At 72.1% G+C, this 21466-nt stretch carries 18 protein-coding genes; 17 read left to right on the top strand and 1 reads right to left on the bottom strand.

Features of this window, described 5'->3' with window-relative positions:
* Positions 1–18: 18 nt before the first annotated feature.
* From KM427_RS15045 to KM427_RS15005, 9 genes are all read left to right on the top strand, one after another.
* The gene (locus tag KM427_RS15045) at positions 19–825 is read left to right on the top strand and encodes a DUF1206 domain-containing protein (RefSeq protein WP_215524382.1); all 807 of its coding nucleotides are present in this window, start codon (positions 19–21) and stop codon (positions 823–825) included.
* Positions 826–918: 93 nt separating this feature from the next.
* Positions 919–2070 carry a MinD/ParA family ATP-binding protein gene (locus tag KM427_RS15040; RefSeq protein WP_215524381.1) on the top strand — a complete coding sequence of 384 codons (1152 nt, stop codon included), beginning with the start codon at positions 919–921 and terminating at the stop codon, positions 2068–2070.
* A 189-nt stretch (positions 2071–2259) separates the two neighbouring features.
* Positions 2260–3273: an NADPH:quinone reductase gene (locus KM427_RS15035; protein ID WP_215524380.1), complete on the top strand. Its 1014-nt coding sequence runs from the start codon at positions 2260–2262 to the stop codon at positions 3271–3273.
* Positions 3274–3418: 145 nt separating this feature from the next.
* Positions 3419–3985: a bifunctional pyr operon transcriptional regulator/uracil phosphoribosyltransferase PyrR gene (gene pyrR, locus KM427_RS15030; protein ID WP_183594271.1), complete on the top strand. Its 567-nt coding sequence runs from the start codon at positions 3419–3421 to the stop codon at positions 3983–3985.
* On the top strand, positions 3982–4938 hold the full coding sequence (locus KM427_RS15025) for an aspartate carbamoyltransferase catalytic subunit (RefSeq protein ID WP_215524379.1): 957 nt from the start codon (positions 3982–3984) through the stop codon (positions 4936–4938). Before pyrR ends, KM427_RS15025 begins: the two co-directional genes overlap by 4 nt.
* A complete protein-coding gene (locus tag KM427_RS15020; RefSeq protein WP_215524378.1) occupies positions 4935–6221 on the top strand; it encodes a dihydroorotase in 1287 nt (428 codons plus the stop codon). The genes KM427_RS15025 and KM427_RS15020 overlap by 4 nt, the downstream gene beginning before the upstream one ends.
* A gap of 181 nt (positions 6222–6402) precedes the next feature.
* On the top strand, positions 6403–7620 hold the full coding sequence (gene carA / locus KM427_RS15015) for a glutamine-hydrolyzing carbamoyl-phosphate synthase small subunit (RefSeq protein WP_215524377.1): 1218 nt from the start codon (positions 6403–6405) through the stop codon (positions 7618–7620).
* Complete coding sequence (carB, locus tag KM427_RS15010; RefSeq protein ID WP_215524376.1) at positions 7620–10952, top strand: carbamoyl-phosphate synthase large subunit; 3333 nt, start codon at positions 7620–7622, stop codon at positions 10950–10952. Before carA ends, carB begins: the two co-directional genes overlap by 1 nt.
* Positions 10949–11986 (top strand): quinone-dependent dihydroorotate dehydrogenase, encoded by a 1038-nt coding sequence (locus tag KM427_RS15005; RefSeq protein ID WP_183594276.1) that lies wholly within the window; start codon positions 10949–10951, stop codon positions 11984–11986. Before carB ends, KM427_RS15005 begins: the two co-directional genes overlap by 4 nt.
* Positions 11987–12000: 14 nt before the next feature.
* Here the strand turns inward: KM427_RS15005 and KM427_RS15000 are convergent, their stop codons facing one another.
* Positions 12001–13119 carry a M48 family metallopeptidase gene (locus KM427_RS15000; RefSeq protein ID WP_215524375.1) on the bottom strand — a complete coding sequence of 373 codons (1119 nt, stop codon included), beginning with the start codon at positions 13117–13119 and terminating at the stop codon, positions 12001–12003.
* 55 nt (positions 13120–13174) lie between these two features.
* Here KM427_RS15000 and pyrF point away from each other — a divergent pair, with 55 nt between their 5' ends.
* From pyrF to KM427_RS14960, 8 genes are all read left to right on the top strand, one after another.
* A complete protein-coding gene (pyrF, locus tag KM427_RS14995; RefSeq protein WP_183594278.1) occupies positions 13175–13987 on the top strand; it encodes an orotidine-5'-phosphate decarboxylase in 813 nt (270 codons plus the stop codon).
* On the top strand, positions 13984–14415 hold the full coding sequence (locus KM427_RS14990; RefSeq protein WP_215524374.1) for a hypothetical protein: 432 nt from the start codon (positions 13984–13986) through the stop codon (positions 14413–14415). Before pyrF ends, KM427_RS14990 begins: the two co-directional genes overlap by 4 nt.
* Positions 14416–14834: 419 nt before the next feature.
* Positions 14835–15155, top strand: coding sequence for an integration host factor, actinobacterial type (gene mihF, locus KM427_RS14985; protein ID WP_183594280.1), 321 nt, complete (start codon positions 14835–14837; stop codon positions 15153–15155).
* Positions 15148–15741: a guanylate kinase gene (gene gmk, locus KM427_RS14980; RefSeq protein WP_183594281.1), complete on the top strand. Its 594-nt coding sequence runs from the start codon at positions 15148–15150 to the stop codon at positions 15739–15741. The genes mihF and gmk overlap by 8 nt, the downstream gene beginning before the upstream one ends.
* Before the next feature lie 9 nt (positions 15742–15750).
* Positions 15751–16077 carry a DNA-directed RNA polymerase subunit omega gene (gene rpoZ / locus KM427_RS14975; RefSeq protein ID WP_183594282.1) on the top strand — a complete coding sequence of 109 codons (327 nt, stop codon included), beginning with the start codon at positions 15751–15753 and terminating at the stop codon, positions 16075–16077.
* Between the two features lie 13 nt (positions 16078–16090).
* Entirely contained in the window at positions 16091–17344 is a 1254-nt protein-coding gene (gene coaBC / locus KM427_RS14970; protein ID WP_183594283.1) for a bifunctional phosphopantothenoylcysteine decarboxylase/phosphopantothenate--cysteine ligase CoaBC, read from the top strand.
* 78 nt (positions 17345–17422) lie between these two features.
* The gene (gene metK, locus KM427_RS14965) at positions 17423–18613 is read left to right on the top strand and encodes a methionine adenosyltransferase (protein WP_183594284.1); all 1191 of its coding nucleotides are present in this window, start codon (positions 17423–17425) and stop codon (positions 18611–18613) included.
* 117 nt (positions 18614–18730) lie between these two features.
* Positions 18731–21409 carry a M4 family metallopeptidase gene (locus KM427_RS14960; protein ID WP_215524373.1) on the top strand — a complete coding sequence of 893 codons (2679 nt, stop codon included), beginning with the start codon at positions 18731–18733 and terminating at the stop codon, positions 21407–21409.
* The last annotated feature ends 57 nt before the right edge of the window (positions 21410–21466 follow it).

Below are 21466 nucleotides of genomic sequence, written 5' to 3'. Positions count from 1 at the left end.
CCCACCCCGGAGCGCGCCGTGAGCGTGGGCCAGCGGGCCCGCGCGGCCCACGAGAGCGACTGGGTCGACCGCGCCGCCCGCATCGGCCTGGTCGCGTACGCCGTCGTCTACCTGCTGATCGCGTGGCTCTCCGTCCAGCTCGCCTTCGGCGACCGCGAGGGGAAGCCCTCCAGCAGCGGCGCGTTCCGTGAGCTGGCCCAGCAGCCCCTGGGCGGCGTCCTGATCTGGGTCGTCGCGGTGGGCATGTTCCTGCTCGCCGCCTGGCAGCTGCTCGAGGCCGCCGTCGGCCACCGCGACGAGGAGGACGGCAAGCGCACCGTCAAGCGCCTGGTCTCGGCCGGCAAGGCCGTCGTCTACGTGATCATCGGGGCCAGCGGTGTCAAGGTCGCGATCGGATCCGGCTCGTCCGGTCAGGGGGAGGAGACGTGGACCGCGAGGTTGATGAGCGTGCCCGCCGGCCAGGTCCTTGTCGGCCTGGTGGCGTTGGCGATCATCGGCTTCGGCGTCGTGCAGGTCTACCGCGCCTGGACGGAGAAGTTCGCCGACAAGCTCGACGCCGAGGGCCGCAGCGGCAAGACCGGCACGGCGTACCTCACCTTCGGCAAGATCGGGTACACCGCCCGCGGCGTCGCGTTCGCGATCGTCGGCGGGCTCTTCGGGTACGCCGCGATCACCCACGACGCGAAGAAGTCCGGCGGTCTCGACCAGGCGCTCTTCGAGGTGCTGGACCAACCGTTCGGCCCGGCGCTGCTCTGCGTGATCGGGGTGGGGCTGGCCTGCTTCGGGCTGTTCACGCTGGCCCAGGCCCGGCATCTGTCCCGCTAGCTCGCCCGCTAGCTCGCTGCCCGAGCGTGTGACCCCGGGGGATTGGGGGAAGACGTGCCTGTGCAGGAGCGTCCCGCCGATCGAGGAGGAACGATGTCGCAGGAAGCATGGGGCTCCGGGGGCGCGCGCCGCGACGCCCTGCAGGACGTGGCCGGTGACCCGCTCACCGACCCGCTGCCGGCCTCCCGTCCGACGATCCGGCCGGTGACCCGGCCGACGACGCCGCCGCCCACCGGCCCGCCGCCGGCGCACCGGGCGCCGATGGACCCGCCGGAGGCCCAGGAGGCCGAGGAGCCGGGGCTGCGGCGCTTCATGTCGGCCACCGACTTCCTCGACCGGCGCGACTCCGTGCAGGACCTCGGCCCGGCGACCTGGGGCTGGCGGGGTACGACCCGCCGCTGGACCGGCGGCCTGGTGAACCCGCGGATGGGAGCGGAGGAGCGCTCGTACGTCGACGACCGGCGGACGATCCAGCGCGACTTCGACGGCCCGCGCACGATCGCGTTCATCAACCCCAAGGGCGGCGCGGCCAAGACGACCGGGGTGCTGGTCGCCGGCTTCACGTTCGGCACCGTGCGCGGCGGTGGGGTCGTCGCCTGGGACAACAACGAGACCCGCGGCACCCTGGGCATGCGCGGCACCCGCAGCACGCACCGCAACACGACGCGCGAGCTGCTGGAGGACCTCGAGCGCTTCACCGACGTCTACCAGTCGCGCATCGGCGACCTCGGCGCGTTCGTGCGCTCCCAGGGCGACGCGCACTTCGACGTGCTCGCCTCCGACGAGCGGCCCGACGTGACCGGCACAATCCGGGCCCGGGACTTCGACGCGGTCCACCAGCTGCTCGAGCGCTTCTACCGGGTGATCCTGGTCGACACCGGCAACAACATGCGCGCCGAGAACTGGCTCGCCGCCGCCGGCGCCGCCGACCTGCTCGTGGTCACCTCGACGGTGCGCGAGGACACCGGCTACAGCGGGCTGTGGATGCTCGACGCCCTGCAGGACGCCGGCTACCAGGACCTCAAGCACAAGACGGTGACGGTGCTCTCCGACCCGTCCGCGACCGTGGACGCCAAGCTCGCCGCCGACCTGGTCGACGTCTACGAGCAGCGCACCCGGGGCGTCTACCGGGTTCCCTACGACCCGGCCCTGGTCGCCGGCTCGGTGGTGCCGTATCCGCAGCTGTCGCGGGGCACCCGCCGGGAGTGGCTCAGGGCGTGCGCGGGGATGGCCGCGGCGCTCTAGGCGCCCTGTCGGTTTCACCGGTCAGCCGCCGAAACCCGCACGACACGCCGGGGCGGCACGGCGTGTCGCGCGGGTTTCGGCGGCCGATGGTGTTGCTGGGGCTTCTGGGGCGACCGTCTGGGCATGGATCAGCCCGAGGTCTGGTTACCTGCCTTGGTGGCCCGACCCGGGGCGCCAGGAGAGGAAGCCATGCGAGCAATCGTCTACCGCGAGACCGGTCCGTCGTCCGTCCTCCAGCTGGTCGAGCGTGATCGCCCGGAGCCAGGCGCGGGAGAGGTGCGGGTCCGCGTGGTCCGGGCCGGGGTGAACCCGACCGACTGGAAGTTCCGGGCCGGCATGATGAGCGGGTACGACGAGGTGACGCCCGGCCAGGACGGTGCGGGCGTCGTCGACGCGGTCGGTGCCGGAGTCACCGGGCTGGCGGTGGGCGACCGGGTGTGGCTGGTGCTCGCCCAGCACGGCCGGGCGCACGGCACGGCCGCCGAGTACACCGTGCAGCCGGCCGAGCACGTCGTACCGCTGCCCGACGGCGCCGACTTCGACCTGGGCGCGAGCATCGGCGTGCCCGCCGTCACCGCGCACCGGGCGCTGACCGGGTCGGAGTTCGGGCCCGCGCGGCTCGGCCCGGGTGCGCTCGAGGGTCGCGTCGTCCTGGTGGCCGGGGGAGCGGGAGCGGTCGGCAACGCCGCGATCCAGCTGGCCCGGTGGTCGGGCGCGACCGTGATCTCGACCGTCAGCAGCGACGAGAAGGGCGCGCTGGCGGTGGCCGCGGGGGCGCACCACACGGTGAACTACACCGTCGGCGACCCGGCCGCGGCGATCTCGGCCGTGGCGCCCGACGGCGTGGACATCGCGGTCGAGGTCGCCCCGGCGCAGAACGTCACGCTCGATCTCGACGTCGTCAAGGTGCACGGGCTGGTGTCGATCTACGCCAACAACGGCGGTGACGAGATGACCGTGCCGCTGCGCGCGGCGTTCGGGAAGAACCTGCGCTTCCAGTTCCTCATCCTCTACACGCTCGACGCAGGCCTGCTCCGGGCCGCGGTCGACGACGTCCGGGCGGCCGTGGCGGCCGGTGCCCTGCGCGTCGGTGCCGACGCCGGCCTGCCGCTGCACCACTACCCGCTGGCCGAGACCGCCGCGGCGCACGACGCGGTCGAGGGCGGCGTGGTCGGCAAGGTGCTGATCGACGTCTCCGACTGAGCGACTCCGACTGAGCGACCCGTCCCATCCCGCGGGAAACACCCGCGCCGGGTGCGAGATCGCGCGGTGCGCGCGGTAGGGTGACACCCGATTCGACATCCTTTAACGAGCCGTCCCGTGAGGCGGAGAAGGAGGTCCGAGGCTCTTGCCTGCGCCCCCAGAGACCCAACGCGTCGTCCTCGACGCCGGTGACATCCAGCGGGCGTTGACCCGCATCTCCCACGAGATCCTCGAGCGCAACAAGGGCGCCGACGATCTCGTCCTCCTCGGCATCCCGAGCCGCGGCGTACCTCTCGCGAGGCGGATCGCCGAGCGGATCGCCGCCGTCGAGGGGTACGACGTGCCGGTCGGGTCGCTCGACGTGACCATGTACCGCGACGACCTGCGGATGAAGCCCGCCCGCGCGCTGCTGCCGACGGAGATCCCGCCGGAGGGCATCGACGACCGCACCGTGGTGCTGGTGGACGACGTGCTGTTCTCCGGCCGCACCATCCGGGCGGCGTTGGACGCGCTCAACGACATCGGCCGGCCGAAGGCGGTCCGGCTCGCGGTGCTGGTCGACCGCGGCCACCGTGAGCTGCCGATCCGTGCCGACTTCGTGGGCAAGAACCTGCCGACCTCGCTGGTGGAGCGGGTGAAGGTCACCCTCGCGGACGTCGACGACGCCGACGCCGTGACGATCCAGACCACGGGTCAGGAGGTGCCGGCGTGAAGCGGCACCTGCTCAGCGCCGCCGACCTGAGCCGGGCCGACGCCGAACTGATCCTGAGCACCGCCGCCGAGCTCCGCGAGCTCGCGGACCGGCCGATCAAGAAGCTGCCCGCGCTGCGCGGCCGCACGGTGGTCAACCTCTTCTTCGAGGACTCCACCCGCACCCGCATCTCGTTCGAGGCCGCGGCCAAGCGGCTCTCCGCCGACGTGATCAACTTCGCCGCCAAGGGCTCGAGCCTGTCCAAGGGCGAGAGCCTCAAGGACACCGCGCTGACGCTCGAGGCGATGGGTGCCGACGCGGTCGTCGTCCGCCACGGCGCCAGCGGTGCCCCGCACCGGCTCGCGCACTCGGGCTGGGTCCGCTCCAGCGTCGTCAACGGCGGTGACGGCACCCACGAGCACCCGACGCAGGCGCTGCTCGACGCGTTCACGATGAGCCGACACCTGGGGCAGGGCCAGGCCCGGAGCATCGACGGACGGCGGATCGTGATCGTCGGCGACGTGCTGCACAGCCGGGTGGCGCGCTCGAACGCGCTGCTGCTGCACACGCTCGGCGCCGAGGTCACCCTGGTCGCGCCGCCCACCCTGCTGCCGGTCGGCGTCGGGACCTGGCCGGTCGAGGTCTCCTACGACCTCGACGCGGCGCTCCCGAAGGCCGACGCCGTGATGATGCTGCGGGTCCAGCGGGAGCGGATGCACGGCGGGTTCTTCCCGACCGCGCGCGAGTACTCCCGCCGCTACGGCCTCGACGGCAAGCGGATGGCGACGCTCCAGGACCACACGATCGTGATGCACCCGGGTCCGATGGTCCGGGGCATGGAGATCACCGCGGACGTCGCCGACAGCGACCGGTCCGTCATCGTCGAGCAGGTCACCAACGGCGTCGCCGTGCGGATGGCCGTCCTGTACCTGCTGCTGGGCGGCAGCACCCCCGCCGTCGGAGGAGAAGAGTGAGCACCACGTACCTGATCAAGAACGTCTCGGTCGTCGGCGGTACGCCGTCCGACCTGCTGCTCCGCGACGGCGTCATCGCCGACCCGGCTGACGCCCCGGCGGACGCCGAGGTGATCGACGCGACCGGCCTGATCGCGCTGCCCGGCCTGGTCGACCTGCACACCCACCTGCGCGAGCCGGGTCGTGAGGACGCCGAGACCGTCGAGACCGGCACCCGGGCCGCGGCCCTGGGCGGCTTCACGGCCGTGCACGCGATGGCGAACACCGAGCCGGTCGCCGACACGGCCGGTGTCGTCGAGCAGGTCTGGCGGCTGGGCCGCGAGGCGGGCTACTGCGATGTCTACCCGGTCGGCGCGGTCACGGTCGGCCTCGACGGCGAGCGGCTCGCCGAGCTGGGCGCGATGGCCGACTCGGCCGCCCGCGTGCGGGTCTTCTCCGACGACGGCAGGTGCGTGAGTGACGCGGTGCTGATGCGCCGCGCGCTGGAGTACGTCAAGGCCTTCGACGGCGTCGTCGCCCAGCACGCGCAGGAGCCGCGGCTGACCGTGGACGCCCAGATGAACGAGGGCGAGCTCTCCGGCCGGCTCGGGCTCGCCGGCTGGCCCGCGGTCGCCGAGGAGGCGATCATCGCCCGCGACGTGCTGCTGGCCCAGCACGTCGGCTCCCGGCTGCACATCTGCCACGTCTCGACCAGCGGCTCGGTCGAGCTGATCCGCTGGGCCAAGGGCAAGGGCGTCGACGTGACGGCCGAGGCCTGCCCCCACCACCTGCTGCTCACCGACGAGCTCGCCGCGACGTACGACCCGATCTACAAGGTCAACCCGCCGCTGCGCTCGGCCGCCGACGTCGCCGCGCTGCAGGAGGGCCTGGCCGACGGCACCATCGACATCGTCGCGACCGACCACGCCCCGCACCCGCACGAGGACAAGGACTGCGAGTGGGCGGCCGCGGCGTTCGGGATGCTCGGGCTCGAGACGGCGCTGTCGATCGTGCAGCAGACCATGGTCGACCCCGGTCGCCTCGACTGGGCCGGCGTCGCCGAGCGGATGTCCTACGCCCCGGCCCGTATCGGCCGGGTCTCCGACCGGCACGGCCGGCCGGTCCAGGTGGGCGAGCCCGCCAACGTGGTGCTCTACGACCCCGGTGCCCGCCGCACCATCGAGCCGTCGGCGTCGGCCAGCCTGAGCCGCAACACGCCGTACCGCGGCATGGAGCTGCCGGGCCGGGTGGTCGCGACGTTCCTGCGCGGCAAGGCGACCGTGCTCGACGGGAAGCTCGCATGAGCGCGGTGATCGTCCGGGCAGCGGTGAGCAGGCAACCGTTCACGGTCGGCGTTCGGTTGCTGGCTCACCGCCGCACCGCGTCGGTGCCGGGCAGCGGTGAGCAGGCAACCGTTCAGGGTCGGGGTTCGGTTGCTGGCTCACCGCCGCCCCGCCCCGCCCAGGGCGTCGAGAGGGAGCTGGCATGAGCGGCGCGATCCTCGTCCTCGAGGACGGCCGCACCTTCCGGGGCGAGTCCTACGGCGCCGCGGGCGAGACCTTCGGCGAGGCGGTCTTCAACACCGGCATGACCGGCTACCAGGAGACGCTCACCGACCCGTCCTACCACCGCCAGGTCGTCGTGATGACCGCGCCGCACATCGGCAACACCGGCGTCAACGACGAGGACCCGGAGAGCCGACGCATCTGGGTGGCCGGGTACGTCGTGCGCGACCCCGCCCGGCGGGTCTCCAACTGGCGCGCGACCCGGTCGCTCGACGACGAGCTGCGCGGCCAGGGCGTGGTCGGCATCTCCGGCATCGACACCCGGGCGCTGACCCGGCACCTGCGCGAGCGGGGCGCGATGCGGGTCGGCATCTCCTCGACCGAGACCGACCCGGCGGCGCTGCTCGACCGGGTGCGTGCGTCGGGCGAGATGGCCGGCTCCGAGCTCGCCTCCGAGGTCTCGACGGGGGAGGCGTACGTCGTGCCCGCGATCGGACCGAAGCGGCTGACGGTCGCCGCGCTGGACCTCGGCATCAAGTCGATGACGCCGCGCCGGCTGGCCGAGCGCGGCGTCGAGGTGCACGTGCTGCCCGCGACGGCGACGCTCGAGGAGATCACGGCGGTGAACCCCGACGGGCTGTTCTACTCCAACGGCCCCGGCGACCCCGCCGCGACCACCCACCAGGTCGAGGTGCTGCAGAGCGCGCTGGCCGAGGGGATCCCGTACTTCGGGATCTGCTTCGGCAACCAGCTCTTCGGTCGGGCCCTGGGCTTCGGCACCTACAAGCTCAAGTACGGCCACCGCGGCATCAACCAGCCCGTGCTGGACCGCACGACCGGCAAGACCGAGGTGACCGCGCACAACCACGGCTTCGCGGTCGACGCCCCGCTCGACGGGTCCACGACCACGCCGTACGGCGAGGCGAGCGTCAGCCACGTGTGCCTCAACGACGACGTGGTCGAGGGCCTCGAGCTCCGCGACGGGTCCGGGCGGCTCAAGGGCTTCTCGGTCCAGTACCACCCCGAGGCCGCCGCCGGACCGCACGACGCGGCGTACCTCTTCGACCGGTTCGTGGAGCTGATGGGTGGTTTCGAGACAGGCGCTAGCGCGCCTTCCTCAACCACCGAACCGGTGGTTGAGGTGCGAGGAGCGCAAGCGACGAGCCTCGAAACCACCACAGACGGGAAGGACGCCTGATGCCGAAGCGCGAGGACATCAAGTCGGTCATGGTGATCGGCTCCGGGCCGATCATCATCGGCCAGGCGTGCGAGTTCGACTACTCGGGCACCCAGGCCTGCCGGGTGCTCAAGGAGGAGGGCATCCGGGTCGTCCTGGTGAACTCCAACCCGGCCACGATCATGACCGACCCCGAGTTCGCCGACGCGACGTACGTCGAGCCGATCACGCCGGAGTTCGTCGAGAAGGTGATCGCCCAGGAGCGCCCCGACGCGCTGCTGCCGACGCTCGGCGGCCAGACCGCGCTCAACGCCGCGATCGCGCTGCACGAACGCGGCGTGCTCGAGAAGTACGGCGTCGAGATGATCGGCGCGAGCTTCGAGGCGATCCATCGCGGCGAGAACCGCGAGCTCTTCAACGCGATCGTCGAGAAGGTCGGCGGCGAGGTCGCCCGCAGCTTCGTGTGCCACTCGCTCGACGACTGCGAGAAGGCCGTCGCCGAGCTCGGCTACCCGGTCGTGGTGCGCCCGTCGTTCACCATGGGCGGCACCGGCTCCGGCATCGCCTACGACGAGGGCGACCTGGCCCGCATCGCCGGCGCCGGCCTCGCCGCCAGCCCGACCACCGAGGTGCTGATCGAGGAGTCGATCATCGGGTGGAAGGAGTACGAGCTGGAGGTGATGCGCGACCAGGCCGACAACGTCGTCATCATCTGCTCGATCGAGAACCTCGACCCGATGGGCGTGCACACCGGCGACTCGATCACCGTCGCACCGGCGATGACCCTCACCGACCGCGAGTACCAGCACCTGCGCGACCTGGCGATCGGCATCATCCGCGAGGTCGGCGTCGACACCGGCGGCTGCAACATCCAGTACGCCGTCAACCCGCGCGACGGCCGGGTGATCGTCATCGAGATGAACCCCCGGGTGTCACGGTCCTCCGCGCTCGCCTCCAAGGCGACCGGCTTCCCGATCGCCAAGATCGCGGCCAAGGTGGCGATCGGCTACACGCTCGACGAGATCCCCAACGACATCACGACCCGCGACGACGGGCAGAGCACGCCGGCGGCGTTCGAGCCCACGCTCGACTACGTCGTGGTCAAGGTGCCGCGGTTCGCGTTCGAGAAGTTCCCGGGCGCGGACCCGACGCTGACCACGCACATGAAGTCGGTCGGCGAGGCGATGGCGATCGGCCGCAACTTCACCGAGGCGCTGCAGAAGGCCCTGCGCTCCCTGGAGGCTCCTTCATCGGGGAAGGGGGCCGCGCTGTTCGACTGGCACCAGGAGTGGGTCGAGCTCGACAAGATCGCGCTGCTGGAGCAGATCCGCACGCCCCACGACGGTCGGCTCAAGCGGGTGATGGACGCGATCCGGGCCGGGGCGACGCCCGAGGAGATCTTCGATGCGACCGGGATCGACCCGTGGTTCGTCGATCAGCTGATGCTGATCAACGAGGTCGCCGCCGAGGTCACCGCCGCGCCCGAGCTCACGCCCGCGCTGCTGCGCAAGGCCAAGCGGCACGGCTTCTCCGACGTCCAGATCGGCAAGATCCGCGGCATGGCGGCCGACGTCGTGCGCGGGGTTCGGCACGCGCTGGGCATCCGGCCGGTCTACAAGACCGTCGACACCTGCGCGGCCGAGTTCGCCGCGGCCACGCCGTACCACTACTCCTCCTACGACGAGGAGACCGAGGTCGCGCCGCGGGAGCGGCCGGCCGTGATCATCCTCGGCTCCGGGCCCAACCGGATCGGCCAGGGCATCGAGTTCGACTACTCGTGCGTGCACGCGAGCCTGGCGCTCTCGCACAGCAAGGGCGGGTCGGGCTACGAGACCGTGATGGTCAACTGCAACCCCGAGACCGTCTCGACCGACTACGACACCTCCGACCGGCTCTACTTCGAGCCGTTGACCCTGGAGGACGTGCTCGAGATCGTCCACGCCGAGGAGCAGGCCGGGCCGGTCGCGGGCGTGATCTGCCAGCTCGGCGGCCAGACCCCGCTCGGGCTCGCGCAGGCGCTCAAGGACAACGGCGTCACGGTCGTCGGCACCCAGCCCGAGGCGATCCACCTCGCCGAGGAGCGCGGCGCCTTCGGCCGCGTGCTGGCGGACGCCGGCCTGCCGGCGCCCAAGCACGGCATGGCGACGTCGTACGCCGACGCGCAGCGGATCGCCGCCGGGATCGGCTACCCGGTGCTGGTGCGCCCGTCGTACGTCCTCGGCGGCCGCGGCATGGAGATCGTGTACGACGACGCCGCGCTCGAGGGCTACATCGAGCGCGCCACCGAGATCGGCCCGGAGCACCCGGTGCTGGTCGACCGGTTCATCGACGACGCGGTCGAGATCGACGTCGACGCGCTCTACGACGGCGAGGAGCTCTTCCTCGGCGGCGTGATGGAGCACATCGAGGAGGCCGGCATCCACTCCGGCGACTCCTCGTGCGCGCTGCCGCCGATCACCCTGGGCGACAGCGAGATCCGCCGGATCCGTGAGGCGACCGAGGGGATCGCGCGCGGGGTCGGGGTACGCGGGCTGCTCAACATCCAGTTCGCGCTCGGGTCGGACGTGCTGTACGTCCTGGAGGCCAACCCGCGTGCGTCGCGCACAGTGCCGTTCGTGTCGAAGGCGACCGCGACGCCGCTGGCGAAGGCCGCGGCCCGGGTGATGATGGGGGAGTCGATCGCGTCGCTGCGCGCCGCCGGGGTGCTGCCTGCGGCCGGCGACGGTGGCACGCTGCCGCCCGACCAGCCGATCGCGGTCAAGGAGGCCGTGATGCCGTTCAACCGGTTCCGGACCCCCGACGGCAGGCAGGTCGACACCGTCCTCGGGCCCGAGATGAAGTCGACGGGTGAGGTGATGGGCTTCGACGCCGACTTCGGTACGGCGTTCGCGAAGGCCCAGGCCGGCGCGTTCGGACCGCTCCCGACCAGCGGCAAGGTCTTCGTGAGCATGGCGAACCGCGACAAGCGGCACATGATCTTCCCGATCAAGGTGCTCGCCGACCACGGCTTCGAGATCCTCGCGACCCAGGGCACCGCCGAGGTGCTCCGGCGCAACGGCGTCCAGGCAGCGATCGTCCGCAAGCACTACGAGGGCGAGGGGCCGGCCGGCGAGCCGACGACCGTGCAGATGATCCTGGACGGCGACATCGACCTGGTGATCAACACTCCCAACGGCTCGGCCAGCGGCTCGTCCTCCCGGGCCGACGGCTACGAGATCCGTACGGCGTCGGTCGTCGCCAACATCCCGTGCATCACCACGGTCCAGGGTCTCGGTGCCGCGGTGCAGGGCATCGAGGCGGTGCGGCGGGGCGAGATCGGCGTGCGCTCGCTCCAGGACTGGGCACGCCGATGACGTACCGACTCCTCTTCGACCACGCGCTGACCCGCACCGACCCCGAGCGCGCCCACCACACGGCGTTCCGGGCGATCCGGGCCGCGCGACCGGTCACCGCACTTCGACCTACGCCGGGGGAGCCGGTGCGTGCGCTCGGCCTGACCTTCCCCAACCTCCTGGGCCTGGCCGCCGGCTTCGACAAGAACGCCGTCGGCATCGACGGCCTGGCCGCGCTCGGCTTCGGGCACGTCGAGATCGGCACGGTGACCGGGGAGGGGCAGCCCGGCAACCCGAAGCCGCGGCTGTTCCGGCTGCCCGGCGACCGCGCGGTCGTGAACCGGATGGGCTTCAACAACGACGGTGCCGAGGTGGTCGCCGCCCGGCTGGCGGCCCGCGGCCGCCGCCGCGCCGGCTCGGGGGGAGGCCCCGTCCTGGGCGTGAACATCGGCAAGACCAAGGTGGTGCCCGACGACGACCAGGTCGCGGTCGAGGCCGACTACGGCAAGAGCACGAGGCTGCTGGCCCCGCACGCCGACTACCTGGTGGTCAACGTCAGCTCGCCCAACACGCCCGGCCTGCGCAACCTCCAGGCGGTCGAGAAGCTCCAGCCCCTGCTCGAGCACGTGCGCCGCACCGCCGACCAGGTCACCGCGAAGCGGGTGCCGATGCTGGTCAAGATCGCGCCCGACCTGGCCGACGACGACGTGCTCGCGGTCGCCGACATGGCGCTCGCGATCGGCCTCGACGGCATCATCGCCACCAACACCACGATCTCCCGCGCGGACCTGCGCACGCCCGCCGCCGAGGTCGAGCGGGTCGGTGCTGGCGGGCTGTCAGGCCGGCCGCTCACCGAGCGCTCGCTCGACGTGCTGCGCCTGCTGCGCGACCGGGTCGGCCCGGACCTGACGCTGATCGGCGTCGGCGGCATCACCACGGTCGCCGACGCGCGGGCCCGGCTCGACGCCGGGGCGACCCTGCTGCAGGGCTACACGGCGTTCATCTACGAAGGCCCGCTATGGCCGCGCCGGATCGTCCGAGGTGTGGCGGGGTGAGCACCCCGAGCGGCTCACCAGACGTGACGGTAGCCGTCGGCCGTCCGCTTCAGGGCGGCGGCCGTCATCGGGCGCAGCTCGGCCTCGATCCTCGCGACCCGATCGTCGTCCATCGTGATCGTGGGCGGGGCCGGTGGCAGCGACTCCTGCAGCCGCAGCCGATCGATGGTGCTCGGGTGCGTGCGATCGACGCTGCTCTCCTCGCCGGAGGCGGGGAGAGCACGGCGCGCCGCCTCGCTGACGCCCTCGATCCGCGTCCTGATCTCGAGTTCGAGATCAGGACGCCGCGGGTCGATCGCTGCCCGGTTGGCGGCGACGTCGATGAGGTCGGACAGCAGGATGCTCTCGAGCATCTCCACGACCCCGGGCGTCCCGGCCAGGGCAGCCGCGGCCGTGTCGGCGCGCAGCTCGTCGTGACGGGAGGCGGCCGCGTGCACCTTCCACATCACGCTGATGTAGCCGACGAGTGGGAGCCGAAGCGGCGCCGTGGTGATCGTCGCGAAGACCGGTGTCCGGCCCTCGGTGCTGATGAGCCCGTGGGGGGTGAGCAGGTCGATCCACGTGCTGACCGTCACCCCGGCCCACCAGACGTAGCGTCCGTGCACGACGTCCCGGTTCGAGAAGTGCCCCAGCTCATGCCCGAGCAGCGCGAGCCGGCCCGGCCAGTCCAACGCCGCCCACAGCGGGGCGCCCACGACCAGGCGGCGCTCGCGGAGCCCGCGTCGGCCCGCGAACGCGTTGATGTCCTCGGAGACGGCGACGTACGTCGGCGGCTGGGTGCCCAGCGCCTGCCCCACCTCGGCGAGCAGCGCCGTGAACGTCGGTGCGGCCTCCCCACCGACCTCGTGCAGCACCTCGTCCGAGCGCCTCGGGAGGAGCAGGGCCACCATCGGCAGCAGCGGCAGGACGCCGAGCGCCCGCTGCACCCAGTTGTCGCCCAGCAGCAGGAGCGCGCCGCCCGCGACGAGCAGGCAGAGCAGGGCGGCGTACACCGCCGTCGCCATCAGGTACGACGCGACCCGCGCCACCCGGCGGGCACGTCCGCCGGTCCCGACCAGCCGATCGACCAGGCGCCGGTCGAGCTCGGACCCGATGCGTGCGTCGACGCGATCGCGGAACGAGTTGCCATCCACGCGCCGCATCGTAGGTTCGGCAGTGCCGTCTCCGGTGCCGAAGAGAGGAACTGACATGACCTTCGGATCTCGCCTCCACGCCGCCCAGGCCGACCGCGGGCCGTTCTGCGTCGGCATCGACCCGCACGCCGCGCTGCTGCGCGAGTGGGGGCTCGACGACGACGTCGCGGGGCTGGAGCGGTTCGCGCTGGGCGCCGTCGAGGCGGTCGCGCCCTACGCCTCGGTCGTCAAGCCGCAGTCGGCCTTCTACGAGCGGTTCGGCAGCCGGGGCATCGCCGTGCTCGAGCGGGTGATCGCGGAGTCCCGCGCGGCGGGGGCGCTCGTGCTGCTCGACGTCAAGCGCGGCGACATCGGCTCGACCAGCCAGGCGTACGCCGACGCGTACCTCGACCCGAGCTCCCCGCTGGCGGTGGACGCGATCACGGTGAGCCCGTTCCTCGGCTTCGGCTCGCTCACCCCGGTCCTCGACACGGCGCGCACCCACGACGCCGGTGTGTTCGTGCTCGCGCTGACCTCGAACGTGGAGGGCCCCGAGGTGCAGCACGCCCGCACCGACGACGGTCGCACGGTGGCCGGTCGGGTCCTCGACCAGCTGCGCGAGCTCAACGAGGGCGCCGCGCCGCTCGGCTCGTTCGGCGCGGTGGTCGGGGCCACGATCGGGTCGACCGACGAGGACCTCGCCTTCAACGGCCCGATCCTGGCGCCGGGCTACGGCGCCCAGGGCGGCACGGCCGCCGACGTACGCCGGCTGTTCGGCAAGGCCGCCGCCGTGCTGCCGAGCTCCTCCCGCGAGGTGCTGCGGGCCGGCCCCGACCCCGCCGCGATGCGGGACCTCGTCCGCAGCACCAACGACGAGCTGCGGGGGTGAGGGGACTCCTCGCACTCGCCCTCGCGGCCGCCCTGCTCATCGGCTGCGGGTCGGACCAGGACGCCTACTGCGACGCGGTCGCCGACCACCAGGAGGAGCTCAGCGAGACCCTCGGCGCCGGACACCCCGACGCCCTGCTCCGCGCGCTCGACGTCCTCCGCGACCTCGCGGACGAGGCACCGTCGGACATCGCCGACGAGTGGCAGCAGGTCGTCGGCAGCATCGAGGGCCTCCGGCGGGCGCTCGACGACGCCGGGGTCGACGCCGCGACGTACGACCCCGCGAAGCCGCCACCCGGCCTCACGAAGGCGCAGCAGCGGGCGATCGCGGATGCGGCCGGCCGCGTGGGCAGTGCGGAGACCGTGCAGGCGCTGCAGGAGCTCGACCAGCAGGCGCGCGACGTCTGCCACACCCCGCTGACGCTCTGAGGATCCGCGCCGAGTCCGGACCACGGTCAGGCGACCCGAGCGCGACACGCCGGTCCGCCACGGCGTGTCGCGCTCGCCTTCCCTGACCGCCCCGCGCGGGCTCGGCGTGTCGTCCTCGTTTCCCCGGGCAGCCGGGGAAACGAGGAACCGCAACCCACTAGTGTCGTGCGTCGGAAGTTGTGGCACGGTTGGCGTGCTCAGGGTGCGTGCGCTGCCAGGCGCCGGAGCGATGCCATACCCGTTCGTCTAGCGAGCGACGGCAACGCCGCAGAGTGCGTGCCATGGGTGCGCGAAGCGCACCAGAACTTCTGACGCACGGCACTAGACCCCGATTGCTGCCCGCGGACGGTTCTGACTAGATTGAGCCACCTGCCGCCCAGCGGCAGCGCACCGACCACCGACTCAGAAGGACCACGCTCGTGGCTCTGCCTCCCCTCACTCCCGAACAGCGCCAGGCGGCTCTCGACAAGGCCGCCGCATCCCGGAGGGAGCGGGCCGAGGTCAAGAACCGGCTGAAGAACTCGGGTGCCTCGATCTCCGAGGTCATCGAGGAGGGCCAGCGCAACGAGGTCATCGGCAAGATGAAGGTCGTCGACCTCCTCCAGTCGATGCCGGGGCTCGGCAAGGTCCGCGCCCGCCAGCTCATGGAGCGGCTCGGCATCGCCGAGAGTCGCCGGGTCCGCGGGCTGGGCACCAAGCAGGTCGCGGCGCTCGAGAAGGAGTTCGCCTCGCGTGACTGACGAGGCGCCCGGCGACGCGGGCCGTTCGCGGCTCGTGGTGCTCGCCGGACCCACCGCCGTCGGCAAGGGCACCGTCGCCGCCGACGTACGCCGCCGCCACCCGGAGGTCTGGCTCTCGGTCTCGGCGACGACGCGCGCGCCGCGGCCGGGGGAGCAGGACGGCGTGCACTACTGGTTCGTCGACGATGTCCGGTTCGACGAGATGATCGAGCGCGGCGAGCTGCTGGAGTGGGCCGTGGTCCACAAGGCCGCGCGCTACGGCACCCCCCGGCAGCCGGTCGAGGAGGCGCTCGCCGCCGGGCGGCCCGCCATGCTCGAGATCGATCTCCAGGGGGCCCGACAGGTCCGGGAGACGATGCCGGACGCGCTGTTCGTCTTCCTCAAGCCGCCGTCGTGGGAGGAGCTCGTACGCCGGCTCGTCGGGCGCGGCACGGAGACCGAGGAGGAGCGCGAGCGTCGGCTCGAGACCGCCCGGGAGGAGCTGGCCGCCGAGGCCGAGTTCGACGTGAGCATCGTCAACCACGAAGTTCACGCTGCCGCGGAGGAGTTGGTAGCCTTGATGACGCAATCCCCAACAGATCTGTGAGGCTTTAGCGTGTCTGCCCCCACCATCGCCGCCGAGGGTGTCACCAACCCCTCGATCGACGACCTGCTCTCCAAGACCGACAGCAAGTACAAGCTGGTCCTCTTCAGCGCCAAGCGCGCCCGGCAGATCAACGCCTACTACTCGCAGCTCGGCGAGGGCCTGCTCGAGTACGTCGGCCCGCTCGTGGACACCCACGTGCAGGAGAAGCCGCTCTCGATCGCGCTGCGCGAGATCAACGACGACCTGCTGATCTGCGAGGACATCGACCCCGCCGAGCTCGCCGCGGAGGAGGCCGCCAAGGCCGCCGCCGCTGATGCGGACCAGGCGAGCGAGTGATCCGCCCGGTCCGATGACCGAGGCCCACGCCCACGACACGGCCGTCTCCTCCGGGGGGCGGCCTCGTGTCGTTCTCGGGGTGTCCGGCGGCATCGCGGCGTACAAGGCCGCCGAGCTGCTGCGCCGGTTCACCGAGTCGGGCCACGACGTGACCGTGGTGCCGACCGCCGCGGCCCTGGAGTTCGTGGGTGCCCCGACGTGGGCGGCGCTGTCCGGCAAGCCGGTCGCCACCGACGTGTGGACCGGTGTCCACGAGGTCCCGCACGTGCGGATCGGCCAGGAGGCCGATCTCGTGGTGATCGCTCCGGCCACCGCCGACCTGCTGGCCAAGGCCACGCACGGGCAGGCCGATGACCTGCTGACGAGCACGCTGCTCACGGCGCGCTGTCCGGTCGTCTTCGCCCCGGCGATGCACACCGAGATGTGGGAGCACCCCGCCACCCGCGCCAACGTCGCCACGCTGCGCGAGCGCGGCGTCCTGGTGATCGAGCCGGCCGAGGGCCGGCTCACCGGCAAGGACACCGGCAAGGGCCGGCTGCCGGAGCCCGACGAGATCTTCGAGGTCTGTCGCGAGGTGCTGACCCGCGGTACGACGACCCCCGACCTGGCCGGCCGCCGCGTCGTGGTCTCCGCCGGCGGCACCCGTGAGTACCTCGACCCGGTGCGCTTCCTCGGCAACCGGTCCTCCGGACTGCAGGGCCACGCGCTCGCCAGGGCCGCGGCCGCGCGCGGCGCCGAGGTGACCCTGATCGCCGCCAACGTGACGCTGCCCGACCCCGCCGGGGTCAAGGTGGTCCGCGTCGAGACGACCGCCCAGCTGCGCGAGGAGGTCGTGGCGGCGGCCGCGTCGGCCGACTCGGTGGTGATGGCGGCGGCGCCGGCGGACTTCCGGCCGGTCTCGGTCAGCGACGCGAAGATCAAGCGGGCCGCCGACGGGTCCGCGCCCCCGATCGAGCTGACCCAGAACCCCGACATCCTCCACGAGATCAGCACCGAGCGGGCCCGCACCGGCCAGGTGATCGTGGGCTTCGCGGCCGAGACCGGCGACGACACCGGATCGGTGCTCGACCTCGCGCGGGCCAAGCTCGCCCGCAAGGGCTGCGACCTGCTCGTGGTCAACGACGTCACTGGGGGAGCGGTGTTCGGCAGCCCCGACAACGAGGCGGTCGTGCTCGGCGCCGACGGCTCGGCGGTCGAGGTGCCGCGCGGCTCGAAGTCCGCGCTCGCCCACGTGATCTGGGATCAGGTCGCCGCTCGGCTCTCCTGAGCCGCTGAGACTCCCCGTCCGACATGCGGTACGCCGGTTAAGGTGTGCCGGAAGCGCAACACACAGCTAGGAGCAGTAGTGACCGGACGTCTCTTCACCTCTGAGTCGGTGACCGAGGGCCACCCCGACAAGATCGCCGACCAGATCAGCGACTCGGTCCTCGACGCGATGCTCGAGCAGGACCCGCACAGCCGGGTGGCCGTCGAGACCCTGCTGACGACCGGGCTCGTCGTGGTCGCGGGCGAGGTCACCACGACCGGGTACGTCGACATCAAGCAGAAGGTGCGGGACAAGATCCTCGCGATCGGCTACGACTCCTCCCACAAAGGCTTCGACGGCGCCTCGTGCGGCGTCATGGTCGCGATCGGCGGCCAGTCCGGCGACATCGCCCAGGGCGTCGACACCGGCCACGAGAGCCGCACCGGCTCCACCGACGCGATGGACAAGCAGGGCGCCGGCGACCAGGGGCTGATGTTCGGCTACGCCTGCGACGACACCGACGTCCTGATGCCGCTGCCGATCGTGATGGCCCAGCGCCTCGCCGAGCGGCTCACCGCGGTCCGCAAGGACGGCACGCTGCCCTACCTGCGTCCCGACGGCAAGACCCAGGTCACCATCGAGTACGACGAGGACAACCGCCCGGTCCGCGTCGACACCGTGGTGCTCTCCTCGCAGCATGACGAGGACACCCAGCTCGACACGCTCGAGGCCGACGTGAAGAAGCACGTGATCGACACCGTGCTCGCCTCCTTCGACCTGCCCTCCGAGGGGTACCGCCTGCTGGTCAACCCGACCGGCCGCTTCGTCGTCGGCGGCCCGATGGGCGACGCCGGACTGACCGGCCGCAAGATCATCGTCGACACCTACGGCGGCATGGCCCGTCACGGCGGCGGCGCCTTCTCGGGCAAGGACCCGTCGAAGGTCGACCGCTCCGCGGCGTACGCCATGCGCTGGGTCGCCAAGAACGTCGTCGCCGCCGGCCTCGCCCGGCGCTGCGAGGTGCAGGTCGCCTACGCGATCGGCAAGGCCCAGCCGGTCGGCGTCTTCGTCGAGACCTTCGGCACCGGTACGGTCTCCGACGAGGAGATCCAGCAGGCCGTGCTCGAGGTGTTCGACCTCCGGCCCGCGGCGATCATCCGCGACCTCGACCTGCTGCGGCCCATCTACGCCAAGACCGCGGCGTACGGCCACTTCGGGCGCGAGCTCCCCGAGTTCACCTGGGAGCGGACCGACCGCGCCGACGCCCTCAAGCGCGCCGTCGGCCGCTGATCGGGTGCACGACTCCCCATAGCGGCAATCCCCCCTAGGCACCCGGCTCGGGCCGGTACGCTGTCGCGTTCCCGCCCTGGTTGAGGGCGACTCGACCAGCTCCGACCAGGAGGCAAGGTGCCACTTCGGCATGCCATCGTCCGTCCCGTTCTCGCCCTTGCCGTCGCGGCCGGGGCCCTGGCCGCGGTCGGCGCACCGGCCGCCCAGGCGGCCGACCCGGTCGACCAGGCCCTCGCGCGCCTGGACGCCGACGCCGACCGTCCCCTCACCGTCCGTGGTCTCGGGAAGGACGGGACGGTCGACTTCATCGGGGTGCCCGCCAAGGCCGAGGTCGACAACCCGGCGGTGACGTCCACGACCTCGCCGGGCGCGGCCGCCGACGCGGCGATCCGCCGGTATGGCGCCGCGATCGGCGCCGCCCGACCGGGCACCACGCTCGAACGGGTCTCCGCGCGCCCCACGCCGGCGGGCGACGTGGCGCGCTATCAGCAGGAGGTCGACGGCGTCCCGGTGCTGGGCGGCCAGGTCGTGGTCAGTCTGCGGGAGGGCGGCGAGCTGTCGTCGGTCCTGTCCCGGACATCCGACGAGACCGGTGTGGCCGCTGCGCTCCTCGGCGAGGAACGAGCCGCCGATCTCGCCCGCTCGTCCTTCGTCAAGGCGGCCGGTCGCGGAGCCGGCGTGCGGGTGGCGTCGGGGGGCCGCTGGCTCGTCGACCCCGCCCTCACCGGCGGTGACGACACGCTCCCGGCGCGGACGGCCTGGCGCTTCGAGGTGACTCGCGGTCCCGATGAGCGCCGGATGATCCTGGTCGACGACCGCACCGGCGCGATCCTGGTGGACGCCGACCTGATCCACCACCTCGATCGAGTGGTCTGCAACGACGCCAACACCCCGCGCGACGCCCGGTGGGCACCGCCGCCGTGCAACGCTCCGACGTACGCCCGCGTCGAGGGCGGCGCGGCGACGGGTGATGTCGAGGTCGACGCGGCCTACGATCTCGCGAAGCCCGTCTCCGACCTGTACGCCGAGCTCGGCGTCGACCTCACGGACCTGATCGGGCGCACCGTGACCGGCGTGCCCGGGATGACCAAGGCGCTGGCGCAGACGGTCAGGCTCTGCCCGACCGGGACGCCGGTGCCGTCGGACTGCCCCGGCTACCAGAACGCCTTCTGGAACGGGTCCCAGATGTACTACGGCGAGGGATACGCCGGCGCCGACGACGTCGTCGGCCACGAGATGACCCACGGCGTCACCGAGCGCACCTCCAACCTCTTCTACTGGGGTCAGTCGGGAGCGATCAACGAGTCCATCTCCGACATCATGGGCGAGATCGTCGACCAGCGGCACGGCGTCGAGTCCGATGCCGACTGGGCGCTCGGTGAGGACGTGCCGGGGTACCCGACCGGACTGCGCAACCTGAAGAACCCGACGGCCAAGGGCGATCCTGACCGGACCGGGAGCCCCCTGTACGTCCGCGAGTCGTCCTACGCCTACTACGGCGACAGCGACGGAGTGCACTACAACTCCGGGGTAGGGAACAAGACCGCGTACCTGATCTCGCAGGGCGACACGTTCAACGGCCAGACGGTCGCCGGCATCGACGCCGGAGACGCCGGCCTGATCAAGTCGGCGCGGCTCTGGCTCCTGGTGAACCAGACGCTTGCCTCGGGCAGCGACTACGCCGACCTCGCGCTCGTCCTCGACCAGAGCTGCCAGGCCCTGCTCGCAAGGCCGGGATCCGGCTTCACCGCCGACGACTGCACCGCGGTGCACGCGGCGACGCTGGCGACCGAGCTCCGCCAGACGCCGACCCAGAACCCGCAGCCCGCCGACGCGGACGCCGCCTGCCCCACCGGCACCACGACGCGGGTGCTGTTCGACAGCGAGACGGGCGACGCGACCTCGAAGTTCGTGAGCGGCTACACGTGGTACCGCGGCGGCATCCCGGGGTGGGGCGACATCGCCCACTCCGCACCCGCTGCCTGGGGATCCACCAGTCCCGCGTCGATCGTGCCGAGCTCGCTGACGCTGGCGCAGGGCGTGACGCTGCCCGGCGGCCAGCCGTCGTACCTCCACTTCCAGCAGTGGCACCTGCTCGAGCACGACCCAGCTCTCTCGGAGTACTACGACGGGGCGACCGTCGAGATCGACAGTGGGAGCGGCCCGGTCGACACCGCTGGCCAGCCGTGGGTCAACGGGCCCAACGGCGTCATCGACTCCAACTATGGGAACCCGTCGGGCGGTGCGAGCGCCTTCGTCGGGGACAGCCGGGGATACCTGGCCAGCCGGCTCGACCTGAGCGCCTACGCCGGCGCGGTGGTGAAGCCGAGCTTCACGATGCGCGCCGACGACGGCGGCACGAGGATCGGGTGGTTCCTGGACGACATCGTGATCTACACGTGCGACCCGCTGCCGCCGACCACTCCGACCACTCCGACCACCCCGACGACCCCGACCTCGCCGACGCCGCCACCCGCGACACCTGCGATCAGCAACACGAAGCTGCCGATCGTCTCGGGCAAGGCGCGGGTCGCGCAGACGCTGAAGGTGAAGGGCGGATCCTGGACGCCCGCGGCCGTCAGCCTGTCGTACCAGTGGCTGCGCTCGGGCAAGGCGATCGCCAAGGCGACCAAGGCGAAGTACCGGCTCACGGCGAAGGACAAGGGCAAGCGGATCTCGGTGCGGGTGACCGCCACGAAGTCCGGGTACACCACGGGCTCGGCGATCTCCAAGGCGACCGGCAAGGTCAAGGCCAAGAAGCCGAGCAAGAAGTCGAACAAGAAGTCGAAGCGATAGCGGGAGCCGCTGCCTCCAGGGCCGGGCGACCACGTCGGCCGGCCCTGGTAGAACTGC

This window comes from Nocardioides sp. LMS-CY, from assembly GCF_018732145.1.
Classification (GTDB): Bacteria; Actinomycetota; Actinomycetes; order Propionibacteriales; family Nocardioidaceae; genus Nocardioides; species Nocardioides soli.
This window is presented reverse-complemented; position numbering and strand designations above follow the sequence as displayed.